Consider the following 18,269-nt stretch of genomic DNA (forward strand, 5'->3'; position numbering starts at 1 on the left):
TTTGAACTCTGTGCTTTTCCCCGTTTGGATCCGTGAGAACTTAGCTATGAACGACTATGCCCGTATCGAAAAAGCAATGACCTATATGGTGGCTAATGCGACGGAACAGCCAAGCTTGGAAACGGTGGCGGCACAGGTTCATTTAAGTGCTTACCACTTCCAACGGTTGTTTTGTCGTTATGCGGGCATTAGCCCCAAGCGTTTTTTGCAGGCGTTGACACTGGAAAGAGGCAAGCAACTGATTGCTTCAGCGGAGAGCCTCACCAACACCGTGCATGCGCTTGGGCTGAGTGGTGGCTCGCGGTTGTACGATCATTTTGTGCAGTTGGAAGCGGTCACCCCTGGTGAGTACAAACGCCAAGGGGAGGGGGTAGAAATAGCGTACGGCGTTCATGAAACACCATTCGGCAGTATGTTCGTCGCCGTTACGCATCGCGGCATTTGTCGAATGGGATTTGTCGATGCCACCAGTGCTGATGAGTTACTAGCACGGCTCACCAAAGAGTGGCCGCGCAGCACGTTTTGCCACAGCCCTGATACCACCCGCTGCGCGGTGGAGAGGCTCTTTACTAAACCTGAGGGGGGAAGGGCCGCTTTATCTCTGCATGTCACTGGCACCAATTTCCAGATTGCCGTATGGCGAGCGCTGCTGACTATTCCCGAAGGACAATTTGCCAGCTATTCGCATATTGCCCAGGCTTTAGGCAGGCCTAAATCTTCCCGGGCGGTAGGTAATGCGGTGGGCGCAAACCCGATAGCGCTATGGATTCCTTGCCATCGGGTGATTCAACAAAGCGGTGCACTCGGTGGTTATCGCTGGGGTTTAGAGAAAAAGCAGATAGTGCAAACATGGGAAGTGGCCAAGCACTCATTATTGATTGGGACACATTCATAGAAAAGCACTATTCAGAAAAAGCATCAGTGTCCAAATACCGACCAACCAGTGCGCTGAGCAAACATTTCCAGTGCGCGAGTGCCAAGCAGGCTATTACCGTATTTATCTAGCCCTGGCGACCAAACAGCCAGTGAACCGCGCCCAGGGGCGATAGCCAGTATGCCGCCGCCTACGCCACTTTTTCCGGGTAGCCCAACGCGGAAGGCAAACTCTCCAGAGGCGTCGTAGTGCCCGCACATCATCATTAATGAGTTGATCCGCCGTGCTCGTTGTGGCGACACCACGCGCAAGTTGCTGGGGCGGTTAACGCCATCGGAAGCCAAAAATAGCCCTGCGTGGGCCAACTGTTCGCAGCTCATGGCAATGGCACATTGGTGGAAGTAGGTGCCGATCACTTTATCGACATCATGACGTAAGTGACCAAAGGCTTTCATAAAATGAGCCAGTGAGGCGTTGCGATCTTTGTGTTGCATCTCGGACGCCGCAACTTGGTGGTCAAAGCAGATACTGTTGTCATCGGCGATATAGCGCACGAAACTTAGAATTTCTCCCAGCGTCTCTTTTGGCTCGTGACCCATCATGATCGCGTCGACTACCGCAATAGCCCCGGCATTAATGAATGGATTTCGCGGTTTGCCTCCTTCGTGCTCAAGCTGAACAATGGAGTTGAAGGGGTCACCGGAAGGCTCACGCCCAACTTTCGACCAGAGCGCATCGCCCAACTTCCCAAGTGCGATGGTTAGCGTAAATACCTTTGATATGCTCTGAATGGAAAAGGGGGTAGTAGCACAGCCCGCCGAAAAGCGTTCACCCTCTACGGTGGCTAGGCTGATTGCGAACTGGCTAGGGTCTACGTGGGCAAGCTGAGGAATGTAGTCGGCCACTTTGCCGCGCTCGGTTTCTTCGGCCAGCTCGGCGACAATATTGTTAAGTAATTCTTGCATTTAGGGCGGATTCGTTTGGCAGCATGAAGCGCTACACTAGCGGAAATTAGTCAGCTTGTCTGCTGGTAGGTGATACCGAAATACTATGGGCTATGCGCCCTGTTATGTAACCTTGTCCATTGCGCGCCATGCGCTCCACGGCTACAGTTTGGCTCTTTTAGAAGGGGCCGTCGCACATGACCACATTAATGATTCAAGGCACCACTTCGGATGCTGGCAAGAGCACGGTCGTTGCGGGGCTGTGCCGTGTGCTGAAGCGTCGTGGTGTGTCGGTGGCGCCATTTAAACCACAAAATATGGCTCTGAATAGCGCAGTGACCAGCGACGGCGGTGAAATTGGCCGCTCAACGGCGCTTCAGGCCCAGGCCGCGGGTGTGGTCCCCCATAGCGATATGAATCCTGTGCTGTTAAAGCCGGAAACTGACCGCGGTGCCCAGGTGATTTTACGTGGCAAGGTGTACGGCCATATGGATGCACTGGACTACCACGCCTTTAAGCGTACTGCTAAAGAGAGTGTGATGGCAGCATGGCAAGCCTTGGAGAGCCGCTTTGACGTAATTATTGCCGAAGGTGCGGGCAGCCCTGCCGAGATTAACCTACGCAAAGGCGATATCGCCAATATGGGCTTTGCCGAGGCGGCTGACTGCCCAGTATTACTGGTGGGCGATATCGACCGTGGCGGTGTTTTTGCCCAGTTGGTAGGCACTCTGGCGCTACTGAGCGATAGCGAGCAGGCGCGCACCAAAGGTTTTATTATTAACCGTTTTCGCGGTGATATAGCGCTGCTAAAGCCCGGGCTTGAGTGGCTAGAGGAACGCACTGGAAAACCGGTATTTGGCACGCTGCCTTATCTGCAGGGGCTGGTGCTCGATGCTGAAGATAGTATTGGTTTAACCCACGCAGAAAAAGCCAGTCAAACGCTTAACGTCATCGTACCCGCGCTGCCGCGTATCAGTAACCACACTGATTTTGACCCTTTACGGTTACATCCTCAGGTCTCGTTGTCGTTTATCCGGGCCGGCCAGCCAATTCCTGCTGCCGATGTGATTATTCTGCCCGGTAGTAAAAGTACCGCAAGCGATCTGGAGTGGTTAAAACGCCAGGGTTGGGATATCGCCATTCAGCGTCACCTGCGCTATGGCGGCAAGGTGTTGGGTATTTGCGGTGGCTTTCAAATGCTGGGCGAGTGGGTAGATGACCCGGAGGGCTTGGAGGGAAAACCTGAAAAAGTAGCAGGATTAGGACTGTTGCCCATTACCACGCGTATGGTAGCAGGTAAGCAGCTGCGCAATGTGAGTGGTTTAACGGTGGCGGAGGGCGCTACCGTTACTGGCTATGAGATCCATAACGGCGTAAGCGACGGGGCAGCGCTTAGTTCACCGCTGTTTGATTTGAATGGACGCCCAGAAGGCACCGTTAGCAAAGATGGCCAAATTATCGGTACTTATCTGCACGGGTTATTTGACCACCCGGATGCCTGCCAAGCACTGTTAAAGCAGCTCGGCCTTGTGAATGGGGAGCAAAGTGATTATCAGGCCCACCGTGAGCGTGAGCTTGATCGTTTGGCCGATATGCTGGAGGAGCACATTGATATTGAAGCGGTTATTGCGCTGATTGATGCTGGCGCCATGAAAACTGTTAAATAGATTCTTTAACCCAGTGCTCAAGCAATAAATCAATAAATAACTGTGCGGTACTGGAGAGGCTGTGGGTATTGCTACGCACAAGACCAATGGAACGCTGAATGCGTGGCTCAGGAAGATCTCTAGAACACAGTGTGTCGTGATCTGGGCCAGGCATGGTCATACGCGGCAAAATAGCCACCCCTAAGCCTGACTCCACTAAACCCAAAGAGGTCGACAAGTGCTGAACCTCATAAAAGCTGTTTAAGTGGATACCCTCAGCAGAAAGTGCATTATCTAGCAAAGTGCGATTTCCACTATCGCGGCTCACAGTGATAAGTCGCACATCTTCTAGATCGCTCCACTCGATCTGTTTTTTGCTGGCGAGCGGATGATCCGAGCGTAGTGCCAATACAAAGGGGTCTCGCAACAGCGGGGTAAAGCGCACCTCCGAGCTTTGTGCGCTGATCATATTGATACCGAAATCCGCCTCGCCATTGATAACTTTTTCCAGCCCCTCGTTAGCACTGACATCCAAAATTCGGATACGAATACCCGGCCAAGCCTCGCTAAACACGCGAATGACACTAGGCAAAAAGTAGAAGGCCGCCGTCGGCAAGCAAGCAATTGTCACGGTTCCTTTTTGGTGCGTGACCAACTCCCGAATCCCCAAAATAGAGGACTCGTACTCCTCAAGCATGCGCCTGGCCCGGGGCAAAAAATCTGCCCCAATAGGCGTTAGCCGAGTACGCCTAGTGGTTCTCTCAAGTAGTTCAACTTCAAGGAGTTCTTCCAGCTTTTGGATACGGCGAGTAAGGGCCGGTTGCGACAAATGCAAGCGCTGAGCCGCCTCATGAAAGGTGCCTAATTCAGCGACTAAAATGAATGCATGAAGGTCAAGAAATTCGAGTCTATGCAGCATGGGATTGTTGCGCAAAAAAAGTGGATTAATAACCAAAACACATTAATGCAAGAATCGTATTTATAGCAATCTATATTTGCATTTGAGACATTAAAGATTGGCTGACATTCTCCGTGCATACAGTCATCGCGAACTATGGCGGAACGATATGAACAGCATTCCTTGTGTCATTATGCGGGGCGGCACCTCTCGAGGCCCCTTTATTCGCATGAAAGACCTACCTAGTGATCAGGCCCAGCAGGCTGATATCTTGCTGAGTTTGATGGGCTCCGGCCACGCGCTACAGATTGATGGTATCGGGGGCGGCGACCCGCTCACCAGCAAAGTGGCCATTGTGGAGCGCTCGTCACACCCTGACGCCGATGTTGACTATCTATTTGCTCAAGTGGATGTAGTGAACAAGCGCGTCGACTTTAACCCCAACTGCGGCAATATGCTCTCTGCTGTAGGGCCATATGCCATAGAGACGGGGCTGGTAGAACCGCAAGACGGTACCACCGTGGTGAAAGTCCATAACTTAAACACCCAGCGGTTGATCGAATGCCATGTCCCTACACCGGGGAAGCAGGTGCAGTACGAAGGCAGTGTCACCATTAGCGGCGTTCCAGGAAGTGCTGCAGGCATCCAGCTTAGCTTTTTAGACATCATGGGCAGTAAAACAGGCCAGCTGTTACCCACCGGAAAAGCATGTGAAGAGATTGAAGGCGTCGCAGTGAGCTGTATCGATGCGGCCACCCCGATTATGCTGCTGCGCGCTGAGTCGGTTGGATTAGCCGGCCATGAGTCGCCTGCCGAATTGGATGATAATGCGCCATTGTTAACCCGCTTAGAAACTCTGCGCCGGGAAGCGGGGCGGCGGATGGGAATGGGCGATGTTAGTCACAGCGTACTGCCCAAAGTGGTGCTGATTTCAGCGGCTGAAGCGGCATCGCATACGCTCAATGTTCGCTATTTTGTGCCTCATCGCTGCCACAAAGCCATTGCCGTCACCGGGGCAATGGCCGTTGCTGCCGCGGTTAATCTACCCGGCTCCGTTGCCAATCATATGGCCATCAGCCATCAAAAGCTTTTTGCTGGGCAGCTGCTATCACAGATCGTCCTGGAACACCCTTCTGGCTCTATTGAGCTGACGGCAGAGTATCGCCAACAGAATGCGTTTGATCTGGCGCGTGTATCGCTTATCCGAACGGCTCGCAAAATTATGAGCGGGCAAATTTTCTACGCGAGCCCTTCAAAGCAAGTGGGTCATCACGCCATCGAAACCGTTGATTGAATCACGCTACGACTATTACCAAACGACAATAATCAATAACAGGAGTATCGCCATGACCACCATGAAGCACACAACGCTTAACACGTTTAAAAAAGCGCTACTTGTCGTTGCTTGTTCCACGCTAGGCGCTATCAGTGTGAATGCCCAGGCTGACGATGTGAGCGTGCCTGACACCATTCGCTGGACTATTCCGTTTGGTGTGGGCGGAGGAACCGACGTATGGGCACGCTTTTTCACCACGTGGATGAGCGATCATATTCAAGGCAATCCTACGCTAGTCATCGATAACGTGCCCGGCGGTGGCTCCATTAATGGCAGTAACCTGTTCGCTATGCGAGCTGCCGCGGATGGTAGCCAATGGATAGGCACGTCTGCTTCCACCCAGTACCCTGCCATGTTGCAAGACCGTCGAGTACGTTATAACTACGACGATTGGACACCGATTTTAGCGACCCCCACAGGCGGCGTAGTGTATGCCCAGCCTAGTCTGGGTGATAGCGCAGAGGAGGTGCTGAGCGCGGTGACCAATCAGCGCGTCAAGTTTGCCGTGCAAAGCCATACAGGGCTGGAGCTGCCGGTATTGATTGCGCTTGATTTGCTGGGTGCCGATGTACAGGCCGTTTCTGGCATGCGTAGCCGTGGAGAAGGGCGGTTAGCCTTTGAGCGCGGCGAGGCGGATATCGACTTCCAAACCACCTCTGCCTATTTCAGTAGCGTAGAACCTCTGGTAGAGAGCGGGCGAGCGGTGCCGCTATTTTCCCTGGGCGTGCTCAACGACAGCGGCGAGATCGTTCGTGACCCTGCCTTCCCTGACTTGCCGACCTTCAATGACGTTTACGAAACCTTGCATGGCGAAGCTCCCAGCGGCCCCGCCGCCGAAGCGTATCGCAAATTCTTTGCCTCAGGGTTCACGCTGCAAAAATTGATTCTGCTGCCTAGCGATGCGCCCGCTGATCTCATTCAGGAGTATCGCGAAGCGGCACAGCGTTTTGTGGATACAGAAGCGTTTAAAGATGCAGCAATGGCACAGCTTGGCCCCTACACGCCAGTGGTGGGTGAGATCGTCGAGCAGCATCTACAGGAGGCCATGTCACTTGATGATGCCACGCGCCAGTGGTTGGTCGAGTGGCTGCTAGAGCAGCACGGTGCCCGTATTTAACACGCCAGTTAACACAAAAAAAGCACTGCTTGAGCGGTGTTTTTGGGCTCCCTTACACTAAATAACATAAGAGCCATAACAATGTTAGATGTCTTATTCTCCAGTTTGGGGCAGTTGTTTACTGTTCCCCATATGCTGTACATGGTTATCGGTGTCCTGATTGGGCTGATTGTGGGCATCATCCCTGGGCTTGGCGGCATTGCCGGTATGTCGCTTCTGTTGCCTTTCCTCTATGGCATGGAGCCTTCTGTCGCCCTGGGTATGCTGATGGGGTTAGTGGCGGTGATCCCCACAGGTGATACGTTTGCCTCTGTACTGCTTGGGATCCCAGGCTCTAGTGCTTCCCAGGCCACCGTGGTGGATGGCTTTGCGTTGGCTAAGAAAGGGCAGGCTGCACGAGCACTCTCTAGCGCGTTTCTGTCGTCAATGATGGGCGGCCTGATTGGTGCGGTGGTGCTCACGGCCTTTATTCTCATCGCCCGGCCTGTTGTGCTGTCGTTTTCTTCATCAGAGCTATTTATGTTAACGCTGCTGGGGCTCTCCATGGTGGCGGTGCTTTCTGGCAAGGATGTTTTTAAAGGCATTGCCGCCTGCGGCGTTGGCTTATTGGTCGGCACCATCGGCATGGCGCCAGCTACCGGAGAGTTTCGGCTGCCGTTTGAACTTGACTACCTCTATGACGGTTTGCCGTTAGTGGTGGTCGGTTTAGGTATTTTCGCACTGCCTGAAATCATTGATCTATTGGTGAAGCGCGGCGCGATTGCCGAACAGCCCTGCCAGTTGGGAAAGGGCTGGAAAGAGGGCGTAAAGGATGTGGCCAGGCGACCTGGATTAGTGGCCCGCTGCGCGGGCATTGGTAGCTTAATGGGCACGATTCCTGGCTTGGCGGGCTCGGTGGTGGATTGGCTCACCTACGGCCACGCGGTGCAGAGCGCCAAGGATAAATCCCAGTTTGGCAAAGGTGATATTCGCGGCGTGATTGCGCCGGAGTCTGCTAACAACGCCTGTGCTTGCGGGGCGATGGTGCCTACTTTACTGTTTGGTATTCCCGGTTCAGGTACGGCGGCGGTGTTTTTAGGTGGTCTACTTCTGCTTGGCCTTCAGCCCGGTGTCAGTATGTTAGAAACGAACCTCGATCTGACGTACACCATCATTTGGTCGTTAGCACTGGCGAATATTTTAGGCGCTGCGCTCTGTTTGGGGTTGGCGCGGCCGGTGGCCAGCTTAACCCGGGTGCCATTCGTGATTTTAGCGCCCCTAATTACCATCTTGATCCTCTTCGCTGCCTATCAAGCGACGCGTTCGCTGGGTGATCTATTTGCACTCGGCATTATTGGTGCGATTGGTGTGCTGTTTAAGCAGGCAAACTGGTCTCGTCCCGCCTTTTTAATTGGCTTTGTGCTAGCTCCCGGTGCAGAAGCATACTTCTATCAAGCCGCTCAGTTTCAAGGTGCAGAAGCCTTTATGCGGCCTGGGGTACTGATTATTGGTGCACTGATTGCGGCATCACTGATTGTTCCTCCTTTACGCAGCTACCTGCAAAAGCGCCGCCCAACCGAGCAGTCTGCTGCATCTACGCTTCAGGAAGAGGTGGCGCCGTTGTCGCTGGGTGTGATTGACGTAGTATTGCTGGGTAGCCTGCTAGCAGGTGCCGGGTATATGTGGCTGACCTTTGCAGATCTTTCCATGTTGGGGGGCATCATGCCCAGGCTGGCGATTGCCATTATTGTGGCAGCATGTCTGTTGGAAATTATCAGAACGGTTATCAAACCGATGAAGTGGCAAATTCAGACATTACGCCAGCAGTTCGTTTGGGTGGCCGGCTTCTTTGCCTTGATTGGTAGCGTGATGGTGTTTGGCTTCCTATTTACCGCCGCCGTATTTTGCCTTGGGTTTTTACTTGTGGTGGCGCGGATGAAACCGGTCATTGCAGTGGGGATGGCAACGGGTGTAACACTTTTCTTAGTGGGGGTAGCCAATCTTTTAGCGTTGACTTACCCAGCCGGAATGTTGGCAGCTTTATAAAACCGATCAGCTTTAAGTCAGCACAAAAAGTCATTAAATTGGCTTTTTGTGCTTAATGGAAATTAGAGGTTAGCTCGCTTCGCCATCAGAGTGACCTCCACTGAGCTGCCACCGCAAATATTGGGTGACTCTGTGCAGGTGCGTGCCGGATAGCGGCCTGGTTCAAAAAACTCCGCGTACATGCTGTCTAATGCATTGATCTGCTTTAAGTCAGCAAGGTGAATATCGACTCTAACAATATCCGCTAGGCTGCCACCTTCCTGTTCTAGCATGCGTTCAAGTTCGCGCATGACGAGGCGGGTTTCTTGTTTGACATCGCCGCGGGCGGCTTTTCCATTAGAAAGGTCAGTAACGGTTAAGCCGGAAATAAATACATAATGATCGTCGATCACCATATGGCTAGCTGGGAATGCTGGTTTGGGCAGCGTAGGGTCGTTGATAAACGTTGGCATTAATGCTCCTTGGCGACAGCATAAGCGCGCCGCGCTAGCTGTGACAATGTTAGTATCGTCTAGTTCCACTTAAGCCAAGAGGCTGGTACTTGATAGTACTTTGTTCTACGCTGGCGGGCTTTTCATACTCGCCAGCTTTATTTGGCGTTATAAGCGAACGCAACGAGAGAGCGTAATGAAAGTAGTCCATATCAGTCAGAGCGCCCTGCGCGATGCGTGTTTGGCCAAGCTATGTGCCGAGGTATACGGGCAGAAATCAGGGTTAACGCCGCTAGTGGTATTTACGGGCACTAAAAATGTACTGTTTGCCCAAGAAGGCGCACGCCTGCTGGCAGGCGTTGATGGCGAAGGTAAACCTCTAGCGTTGGCCCTGCTGGTGCTGGATGAAGCAGGGCAGGGTATGACCGTTACTCATGCCTGTGAGTTTATTGAAGGTGCTAAAGCACGTTTGATTAAAAAGTTAAGCCTGAAGGTACCTCTTCGGGTTGAGGTGAATGACGCTAAAGATGAAGCATTTTACCGACAATGCGGTATTAAGCGCTGGTTGAATGGTGAGAACGCTACACGCATTGGTTTGGGGGCACGCCATCCCGTTAAAAGTAACGATGCACTTGCTCCAACCTTAAGCCTGGATGAGGCGTTAATTCTTCGCCGTTTTAAGCATGACCCAACTGCATTTGCCACGGCTAAAGATGCGTTTCTATCAGGTTTAAATAGTTTTCCGGAAACACTTTGAGGCAAGAGAAAGCAGCCAATTTTAGCTAGCAGAAACCTTCCTCTGAATCCTTTCTCTGAGACTAAGCGCTTGAATACCGGCTGGTACCATAGGCCAGCCGGCTATTTGAAACAGCGTGTTCCATTTTATGCAACTGAATTGCACGCTGTTGTCATGATGTTGCCTGCCGGGCTGGGTAAAATGGAGCTATATAAAGTGACACTATGATTTATCTTTTGTGACGAGGGAAAAGTGTATGGCGCTAGCAGTGATGGATACTAATAAACGTTATGGGTTGGTCAGTCGTGTGCTCCACTGGGGGATGGCATTACTGTTTGTGTGGCAGTTTAGTGGTGCAGCTGCTCGAGTATTTTTGGAAGATACTGCGTTGGAATCTTTCCTGTGGGGCACCCACCGCACCGTAGGGGTTACACTGATGTCGCTGGTCTTGTTGCGTGTGTTATGGGCGTTAATCAATACATCGCGCCGGCCACCGTCTGTGAGCATTATGGCTAAACTAGGCCACTTAGCTCTGTATGGGTTGATGATGGCGGTGCCTACTATCGCACTTATTCGTCAATATGGCTCTGGCCGCGCCCTGGATGTATGGGGCATCAACCTAATGTCTGGCTTTGAAGGTGAGCGCATTGACTGGATGGTGAACTTGGGTGGCTTGTTGCATGGTGAGCTAGGCTGGACATTGCTGGCGCTGATTGTGGGCCATATCGTGATGGCAATGTTACATCGCAAATTAACCAATCACGATGTGCTGACCCGGATGGCATAAAGCAGGCTTATCTTTCGTTACCATATTTAAAAAAAACGGCGCGTTCAATCGAACGCGCCGTTTTTTTAGGGACACCACTGCCGCTATGCCAGAAATAGCGGTGTAGTGCTACTTGGCTAATTCACGCATAGCGGTTTCCAGGCCTTCCATGGTCATGGGGTACATGCGGTCTTCAATGATCTCGCGGATCAACTGGGTCGAATGAGTGTACTCCCAAGCTCTGGGCGGCATAGGGTTAAGCCACACTAAGCGTGGAAAGGTTTCGCATAAACGCTTAAGCCATACGCCGCCCGCTTCATCGTTGAAGTGTTCCACGCTGCCGCCGGGGTGGGTGACTTCGTAAGGCGACATCGCCGCATCGCCGACAATCACCACCTGATAATCAGAGCCGTAGGTGTGCAGCACGTCCATGGTTGGGATACGTTCATTGCCACGGCGCAGGTTATTTCTCCACACACCTTCATACAGGCAGTTATGGAAGTAGTAGTGCTCCAAGTGTTTGAATTCAGAGCGCGCCGCTGAGAACAACTCTTCGCATACACGGATATGGTCATCCATTGAGCCGCCAACGTCCAAAAACAGCAGCACTTTCACCGCGTTGTGGCGTTCGGGACGCATTTGAATATTGAGCAGCCCAGCATCCTTTGCTGTTTCGCGAATGGTGCTGTCTACATCAAACTCATCCAATGCCCCTTGCCGAGCGAACTTGCGCAGCCGCCGCAAGGCCATTTTGATATTCCGGGTGCCAAGCTCCAGTGAGTCATCGTAATCGCGAAAACGTCGCTCGTCCCAGACTTTCACTGCACGGCGGTGGCGCGAACCATCCTGGCCGATACGAATACCTTCTGGGTTGTAGCCATACGCCCCAAAAGGGCTGGTGCCTCCGGTACCAACCCACTTGTTACCCCCTGCGTGGCGCTCCTTTTGCTCTTCCAGGCGCTTTTTAAACGTCTTGATTAGCTCTTCTAGACCGCCGAGAGACTCAATCTTGGCTTTCTCTTCGTCGCTGAGCTGTTTTTCGAATTCACGGCGTAGCCACTCTTCAGGAATTAACGCCTCGATAGCCGCATCCAGTTCTTCGATACCTTTAAACCAGGCGGCAAAGGCACGGTCGAAGCGGTCAAAGTAGCGCTCGTCTTTGACCATGACGGTGCGTGCGACCTGATAGAAGGCTTCCATGTCAGCAAACACCACACCGTGTTCAACTACGGCGTGAAGGTCTAACAGTTCGCGCAGTGAAACGGGCACACCAGCACGTTTGAGGGCATCAAATAGGCCAATAAACATGGCTTAACGCCCCGTACTCTTTTGGCGGCGGAGCATAAAAGCTAAACGCTCCAGTAGGTGTGTGTCCTGTTCGTTTTTAATCAGCGCACCGGCCATGGGAGGTAAAGCTTTTGCTGGGTCGCGGTTATAGAGCGCTTCCTGGGCTAGGTCATCAGCCATTAGCAACTTGAGCCAATCCACCAGTTCCGAGGTCGAAGGCTTTTTCTTCAAGCCAGGCGCATTGCGCAGCTCGAAAAACACTTCCAGGGCTTCGCCGACCAGCCTGGGAGCGATATCCGGGAAGTGGACATCGACAATGGCTTGCATGGTTTCGCGGTCAGGGAATTCGATGTAGTGGAAAAAGCAGCGGCGCAGGAAGGCGTCGGGTAGCTCTTTTTCGTTATTCGAGGTGATCACGATGATAGGGCGCTGTTCGGCTCGGATGGTTTCGCCGGTTTCGTAAACATGAAACTCCATACGATCCAGCTCCTGGAGCAGGTCGTTGGGAAACTCGATATCCGCTTTGTCGATTTCATCGATCAGCAGTACCACACGCTCACCTGCGGTGAAGGCTTCCCACAGCTTGCCGGGTTTGATGTAGTTGCCTACATTTTCCACCCCTTCCACACCCAGCTGGGAATCGCGCAGGCGACTAACTGCATCATACTCGTAAAGCCCTTGGGCGGCTTTGGTGCTGGACTTTATATGCCAGGTGATCAGCTTGGTTCCCAGGGATTCAGCGAGTTCTTCGGCCAGCAGTGTTTTACCGGTACCGGGTTCGCCTTTGATGAGTAGCGGACGCTGCAACACAACAGCGGCATTGACCGCCTGTTTGAGTGCATCCGTTGCGATGTAAGAAGAGGTAGAATCAAACGCCATGGGGAGTGCCTCGGCTTGTTGAAACGAGTTTTTAAAAGTCGATTCAAACAAGTGTACGTGAGGGGCACCCTCAAGGCCAAGGGGAGGCTACTGCGTCCGTCTTATCAATTCTGCCAATTCGGCGGCACAATGCCTTGGCGCTGCATTTGACGGTATACCGTAGGCCGTGAAACGCCTAGTTCGCGGGCAACAGCGCTTATATTCCAGTGGTGCTGCTTTAAAAGGTTCACAAGTGAGTTAGCTTGAGCTTCAGTGTGGTTTTCGAGTACAGGGGGCGCTTTGTGGGTGATTCGCTGGCTAAGGCACTGTTCGGGTAGGTCGTTAACGGTAATTTCGTCACTTTCTGAGGTGGCTAGCGCAAAGGCGAGGGCGTTTTTTAATTGACGAATATTGCCGGGCCAAGCGTAGGCGAGCAGCGCACTAATCGCATCTGCACGTAGGCGCGGGGGTACGCTGGCAGCACGCTCTGTAGCGGCGTCTTCGAAGACACGACGAATAACATACAGTTTATCGGCGCGTTCACGTAGCGCAGGCAAACGTAGCTGCGCACCGTTAAGCCGATAATAGAGATCTTCGCGAAATTCCCCTTGTTGGACCATCTCTTCGATATTTCGATGGGTTGCTGTGATAACTCGAATGTCGACCTTTACAGGTGTATTGGCACCCAGCGGCATGACTTCCCGCTCTGCTAAGATGCGCAGCAAGCGTGTCTGTAGCGCTAATGGCATATCGCCTATTTCATCCAGAAACAGCGTGCCGCCATGGGCCTGAGGGATAAGCCCGCGCATCCCTTTGGCACGGCCCCCGGTAAACGCCCCTGGCTCGTAACCAAATAGTTCGCTCTCGATCAAAGCTTCGGGTATAGCGGCGCAATTAACGGCGATAAACGGCCCCTTGGCGCGGTTGCCGCTTGCGTGCAGCGCACGGGCTACAACTTCTTTGCCGGTGCCGGTTTCGCCGCTAATCAGCACATTTACACTGGCCTCATTGCGCAGCCGTTCGGCCAGCTTCTGTACCTTGCGCATCGCTGGGTCGTCGGCACCTAGTCGAGCCAGTGACTCGGGTAGTGAGGACGCAGACACTTTATCAAACTGGGTAGAACGGGGACGGCGAGGTTCCAGCAGGCTGATAAAGTAGATGACGTTACTGGCGCGTGCGCGAAAAGCACGCAGCTGGTCACTGGTCCCGCTATTTATGCTGAGCACATCAGTGATATCGCACTCGAACAGTTCACCAAGCATCGGAGTATGGCTGGCCGACCAAGGTGGCCAGCGCTGCTGATGTTGCGCTATTAGCTCGCGTCCCACCGCATTGGCAGCAATGACTTGTCCATTCTCTTCAATAGCTATTAAGCCGCGTCCATTCACATGCACAAATTCTCGTGAGGTATCCAGGCGTACCATCAGGCAGCCGCGGTAGCGCTGAAGAAAGTAGGCATCCTCAATCATGCGTGCATAGAGTGTTACCAGTGAAAGGCTGAAGTTTTGGCTTTCATGGTGGGTGGGTGAGTTCAATGCAGAGATATCCAGCACGGCCATGACATTACCCTGGGGGTCGGTAATGGGGGCTGCAGTGCAGGTAAGAGAAATATGCGAGGCGTCAAAATGCTCCTGTCGATGGCAGATGATGGCTTGGCGGTCGTGGAGGCAGGTGCCTACGGCACAGGTGCCAGCAAAACGTTCATCCCAATCTGCCCCTAAGTAGAGACCTGCTTTGCGCAGTTGCTGATCTTGATTAGGGTCACCACGAAACTCGACGGTTATACCTCGATGGTCGGTGAGTAGTAGCACATAACCTAGCTGGGCGATTTGTTGATATAGCTGGTCAACTCCAGCACGGGCGACATGCAGTAGCTCATCAACGGATTCTCGGTGCTCAATCAATGTCTGCTGGGGCACCACCCGGGCTGGGCGAGGCTGGGTGGGGTCTAAGTGGTACTCATTTAGGCAGCGTAGCCAGGAGCGCCGAATCGTCGCTTGGGCCGGTAGTTGTGGAATATCCTGACCTTCACCGAGCTTAAAAATATGCTCAATATGCTGGCGCTGTACGGATTGCAGCCGCGTAGGTAAGGGCGTTTGAGTGGGCATGGCGTCGTTCACTCTGGGCTTATTATTGTTCTTCCAGCCTATGCGCTTTGGCGTAGGTGTCAACGCAGTACTATTACGCCGTTAGTCGTGCGTTACACCTGTAAAGCAAAGCTGTAAACGGCGTAACAGGTGTACGGCGCTTTTGCTGTTTCACCTATCTGTCGAGTGGAAAGTTATTCATATACTTTTCAATTGCTTATTTGTTTTTTAGCGCTTTTGGCACAGTGGGTGCTTTGTATTGTGTGCATCACAGTTAATTAAACAATAACAAATGCCTATGGAGTACCCGCTATGTCAAAGATAACGGCACAAGTCCAGCAAACCGCCACGGCAACTGTTCAAGAGTGGCTGAGTGATTTTGATAAGGCACTGCAAGCCCAGGATATTCAGCGTGTCTTATCGCTCTTTAATGATGAGTGCTACTGGCGTGATTTCCTTACCTTCACCTGGAATTTAAAAACCTGCGAAGGCAAAGACGACATTCAGGCCATGCTCAATGCCACGCTTAATAACGCTGGGCCTTCGAACTGGCAGTTGGAAGGTGAAGCCACCCAGAACGGCGACATCTACGATGCATGGTTTACTTTTCAAACAGCGGTCGCCAGCGGTAAAGGCTATCTACGCCTTAAGGAGGGTAAGTGTTGGACGCTGTTAACTACCATGCAAGCGCTGAACGACTACCCTGAACAGTGCAATCACCACCGACCTAAAGGGGCTGAGCACGGTGCCAACAAGCAGCGTGAAACGTGGTTGGAGTCTCGGGAGCGCGAAGAGGCAGAGCTAGGCTACACCAGGCAGCCTTACTGCGTGATTATTGGCGGTGGTCAAGGCGGTATCGGCTTAGGCGCACGATTAAGGCAGTTGGGTGTACCGACGATAATCATTGAACGCAACGAGCGTGCGGGGGACTCCTGGCGTAAGCGCTACAAGTCGCTCTGCTTGCATGATCCGGTGTGGTACGACCACCTTCCCTATATTCCCTTTCCTGAAAACTGGCCGGTATTCGCACCGAAGGACAAAGTGGGTGATTGGCTAGAAATGTACACAAAAGTGATGGAGCTCAATTATTGGAGTTCCACCGAGTGCCACAATGCTCGTTATGACGAGGCCGCAGGGGAGTGGGTGGTTAAGGTTAAGCGCAACGGCGAAGAGATCACGTTGCGACCCAAGCAACTAGTCATGGCGACTGGAATGTCGGGTATGCCTAATGTACCGAAATTCCCAGGGGCAGAAAGCTTTCAAGGCGAGCAGCAGCACTCTAGCCAGCACCCAGGTCCAGATGCTTATAAAGGTAAGAAGTGCGTCATCGTGGGTTCCAATAACTCGGCACACGATATTGCCGCCGCACTATGGGAGCACGACGCTGATGTCACCATGCTGCAGCGTTCATCTACTCATATAGTGAAGTCGGATTCACTAATGGAAGAGGTGCTAGGCCCGCTTTATTCGGAAGAGGCAGTGGCGAACGGTTTAACTCATGAAAAGGCCGACCTGATTTTTGCCTCGATTCCCTACAAGGTGCTGCCGGATTTTCAACGCCCAGCCTTTGAGGCGATCAAACAGCGCGACGCTGAGTTTTATCAGAAACTCGAAGGCGCGGGTTTTATGCTCGACTTTGGTGACGATGAGTCTGGACTGTTTTTGAAGTATCTACGTCGTGGTTCAGGTTATTACATCGATGTGGGTGCCTGCGATCTAGTGGCCAGTGGCGATATCAAGCTGCGTAGTGGCGTGGGGATAGAGCGAATTAACCCACACTCCATCACGCTTACCGATGGCAGCGAGCTTGACGCTGACTTGATCGTTTATGCCACCGGCTATGGTTCGATGAATGGTTGGGCGGCGCGGCTTATCTCTCAAGATGTGGCCGATAAAGTTGGTAAATGCTGGGGGCTTGGCTCCGATACCACTAAAGACCCCGGCCCGTGGGAAGGCGAGCTGCGCAATATGTGGAAACCCACTCAGCAAGAGGCATTGTGGTTCCATGGTGGCAACCTGCACCAATCGCGGCACTACTCACGCTATTTGGCGCTGCAGTTAAAAGCACGCATGGAAGGGCTGGATACGCCTGTCTATGGACTGCAGCCGGTTCACCATATTTCATAACAGGAAGGGAAACCCATGAGTCAGTCAAGTATGCAGGCAGCAGTTTGGTACGCGGCAAAAGATCTGCGCGTTGAACAAGTGCCGGTACCCACCATCAACGACCCCCATCAGGTAAAGGTTAAAGTCGCGGCTTGCGGTATCTGTGGTAGTGATCTGCACGAGTACGCCGCTGGGCCAATTTTTATTCCGGTGGATAAACCACACCCGATTAGCGGTGAAATGGCACCGATTATTATGGGCCATGAATTCGCCGGTGAAGTGGTCGAGATTGGCGATAAGGTAACGCGTGTAAAGGTCGGCGACCGCGTTGCGATTGAGCCAATTCTCTCGCCCAACAAAGATGGCGCCTATCAAATGGAGCGCTATAACCTAACGCCGCTGCTGGGCTTCCATGGCCTTTCTGGCGGTGGTGGTGGCTTCTCGGAGTTCACCGTCATGGGTGAGCACATGGTGCATAAACTGCCGGATGACCTGAGTTTTGAGCAGGGAGCATTGGTAGAGCCTGCCGCTGTGGCGCTGCACGCGGTGCGACAAAGTAGCTTAAAGGCAGGGGATAGCGCGGCAGTATTTGGTGCTGGCCCCATTGGGCTAATGACGATCGAAGCACTGAAAGCGGCGGGAGCTGCCCAAATTTATGCCGTTGAGGTGGCATCTTCACGAAAAGCGAAAGCCGCCGCGCTTGGCGCAATCGTTGTTGATCCGCAGCAAGAAGATACAGTGTCGAAGCTGCAAGCGTTAAGCAATGGGGGTGTTGATGTGGCCTTTGAGGTGACAGGGATTCCAGCAGTGCTGAACCAGTCTCTGCACAGCACCCATGAAGGAGGAGAGGTCGTCGTTGTCAGTATTTGGGAAGGGGAGGCGAGCTTCCAGCCTAACGATCTTGTCATTAAAGAGCGCACCATGAAGGGTATTATTGCTTATCGCCATGTGTATCCGGCAGTCATGGCGTTGATGCAACGAGGGTACTTCCGTGCTGAAGATATGGTGACTCAGCGCATTCCATTAGCAGATATCGTAGAGGAGGGGTTTGAAGCGCTGCTAAGTGACAAGGCACAAGTGAAAATTATCGTCACGCCTTAGTTACCGTTGCTTTAACAACACGGTATTGATGCATTGTGAAGCAGAGCTACCCCAAAA

15 protein-coding genes are annotated in these 18,269 nt (G+C 52.7%); 9 read left to right on the top strand and 6 right to left on the bottom strand.

The genetic code is table 11. The features are described from left to right. Window positions 1–46 precede the first annotated feature (46 nt). The gene (locus tag CPA45_RS17685) at window positions 47–895 is read left to right on the top strand and encodes a bifunctional transcriptional activator/DNA repair enzyme AdaA (RefSeq protein ID WP_096653856.1); all 849 of its coding nucleotides are present in this window, start codon (window positions 47–49) and stop codon (window positions 893–895) included. Window positions 896–918: 23 nt separating this feature from the next. On the opposite strand, the gene CPA45_RS17690 is transcribed toward CPA45_RS17685, so the two are convergent. Next, on the bottom strand, window positions 919–1,839 hold the full coding sequence (locus CPA45_RS17690) for a glutaminase (RefSeq protein ID WP_096653800.1): 921 nt from the start codon (window positions 1,837–1,839) through the stop codon (window positions 919–921). A gap of 176 nt (window positions 1,840–2,015) precedes the next feature. Here CPA45_RS17690 and CPA45_RS17695 point away from each other — a divergent pair, with 176 nt between their 5' ends. After that, entirely contained in the window at window positions 2,016–3,485 is a 1,470-nt protein-coding gene (locus tag CPA45_RS17695) for a cobyric acid synthase (RefSeq protein WP_096653802.1), read from the top strand. Here the strand turns inward: CPA45_RS17695 and CPA45_RS17700 are convergent. Further along, the gene (locus tag CPA45_RS17700) at window positions 3,478–4,383 is read right to left on the bottom strand and encodes a LysR family transcriptional regulator (RefSeq protein WP_170938520.1); all 906 of its coding nucleotides are present in this window, start codon (window positions 4,381–4,383) and stop codon (window positions 3,478–3,480) included. The genes CPA45_RS17695 and CPA45_RS17700 overlap by 8 nt on opposite strands. 148 nt (window positions 4,384–4,531) lie before the next feature. Between CPA45_RS17700 and CPA45_RS17705 the strand changes: the two genes are divergently transcribed. The 3 genes from CPA45_RS17705 to CPA45_RS17715 all read left to right on the top strand — a co-directional run bounded on the left by CPA45_RS17705 (window position 4,532) and on the right by CPA45_RS17715 (window position 8,840). Beyond that, complete coding sequence (locus CPA45_RS17705; protein WP_096653804.1) at window positions 4,532–5,656, top strand: 4-oxalomesaconate tautomerase; 1,125 nt, start codon at window positions 4,532–4,534, stop codon at window positions 5,654–5,656. A gap of 52 nt (window positions 5,657–5,708) precedes the next feature. Further along, a complete protein-coding gene (locus CPA45_RS17710) occupies window positions 5,709–6,815 on the top strand; it encodes a type 2 periplasmic-binding domain-containing protein (RefSeq protein WP_244287646.1) in 1,107 nt (368 codons plus the stop codon). Window positions 6,816–6,896: 81 nt separating this feature from the next. Continuing rightward, the gene (locus CPA45_RS17715; protein WP_096653806.1) at window positions 6,897–8,840 is read left to right on the top strand and encodes a tripartite tricarboxylate transporter permease; all 1,944 of its coding nucleotides are present in this window, start codon (window positions 6,897–6,899) and stop codon (window positions 8,838–8,840) included. Window positions 8,841–8,902: 62 nt separating this feature from the next. Here the strand turns inward: CPA45_RS17715 and CPA45_RS17720 are convergent, their stop codons facing one another. After that, complete coding sequence (locus CPA45_RS17720) at window positions 8,903–9,292, bottom strand: RidA family protein (RefSeq protein ID WP_096653808.1); 390 nt, start codon at window positions 9,290–9,292, stop codon at window positions 8,903–8,905. Window positions 9,293–9,467: 175 nt separating this feature from the next. Between CPA45_RS17720 and CPA45_RS17725 the strand changes: the two genes are divergently transcribed. Beyond that, window positions 9,468–10,028: a hypothetical protein gene (locus CPA45_RS17725; protein ID WP_096653810.1), complete on the top strand. Its 561-nt coding sequence runs from the start codon at window positions 9,468–9,470 to the stop codon at window positions 10,026–10,028. 235 nt (window positions 10,029–10,263) lie between these two features. Next, window positions 10,264–10,794, top strand: a complete 531-nt coding sequence (locus CPA45_RS17730) for a cytochrome b (RefSeq protein WP_096653812.1) — start codon at window positions 10,264–10,266, stop codon at window positions 10,792–10,794. Window positions 10,795–10,902: 108 nt separating this feature from the next. Here the strand turns inward: CPA45_RS17730 and CPA45_RS17735 are convergent, their stop codons facing one another. From CPA45_RS17735 to CPA45_RS17745, 3 genes are all read right to left on the bottom strand, one after another. Continuing rightward, window positions 10,903–12,081 (bottom strand): vWA domain-containing protein, encoded by a 1,179-nt coding sequence (locus tag CPA45_RS17735; protein ID WP_096653814.1) that lies wholly within the window; start codon window positions 12,079–12,081, stop codon window positions 10,903–10,905. Between the two features lie 3 nt (window positions 12,082–12,084). Then, window positions 12,085–12,939, bottom strand: coding sequence for an AAA family ATPase (locus tag CPA45_RS17740; RefSeq protein ID WP_096653816.1), 855 nt, complete (start codon window positions 12,937–12,939; stop codon window positions 12,085–12,087). A 104-nt stretch (window positions 12,940–13,043) separates the two neighbouring features. Then, window positions 13,044–15,026, bottom strand: coding sequence for a sigma-54-dependent Fis family transcriptional regulator (locus CPA45_RS17745; RefSeq protein ID WP_096653818.1), 1,983 nt, complete (start codon window positions 15,024–15,026; stop codon window positions 13,044–13,046). A gap of 291 nt (window positions 15,027–15,317) precedes the next feature. Between CPA45_RS17745 and CPA45_RS17750 the strand changes: the two genes are divergently transcribed. Next, window positions 15,318–17,132, top strand: a complete 1,815-nt coding sequence (locus CPA45_RS17750) for an NAD(P)/FAD-dependent oxidoreductase (protein ID WP_096653820.1) — start codon at window positions 15,318–15,320, stop codon at window positions 17,130–17,132. A 15-nt stretch (window positions 17,133–17,147) separates the two neighbouring features. After that, the gene (locus CPA45_RS17755; RefSeq protein ID WP_279628819.1) at window positions 17,148–18,212 is read left to right on the top strand and encodes a 2,3-butanediol dehydrogenase; all 1,065 of its coding nucleotides are present in this window, start codon (window positions 17,148–17,150) and stop codon (window positions 18,210–18,212) included. Window positions 18,213–18,269: the final 57 nt, after the last annotated feature.

Origin of the sequence: Vreelandella nigrificans, from assembly GCF_002374315.1 — a bacterium.
Classification (GTDB): domain Bacteria; phylum Pseudomonadota; class Gammaproteobacteria; order Pseudomonadales; family Halomonadaceae; genus Vreelandella; species Vreelandella nigrificans.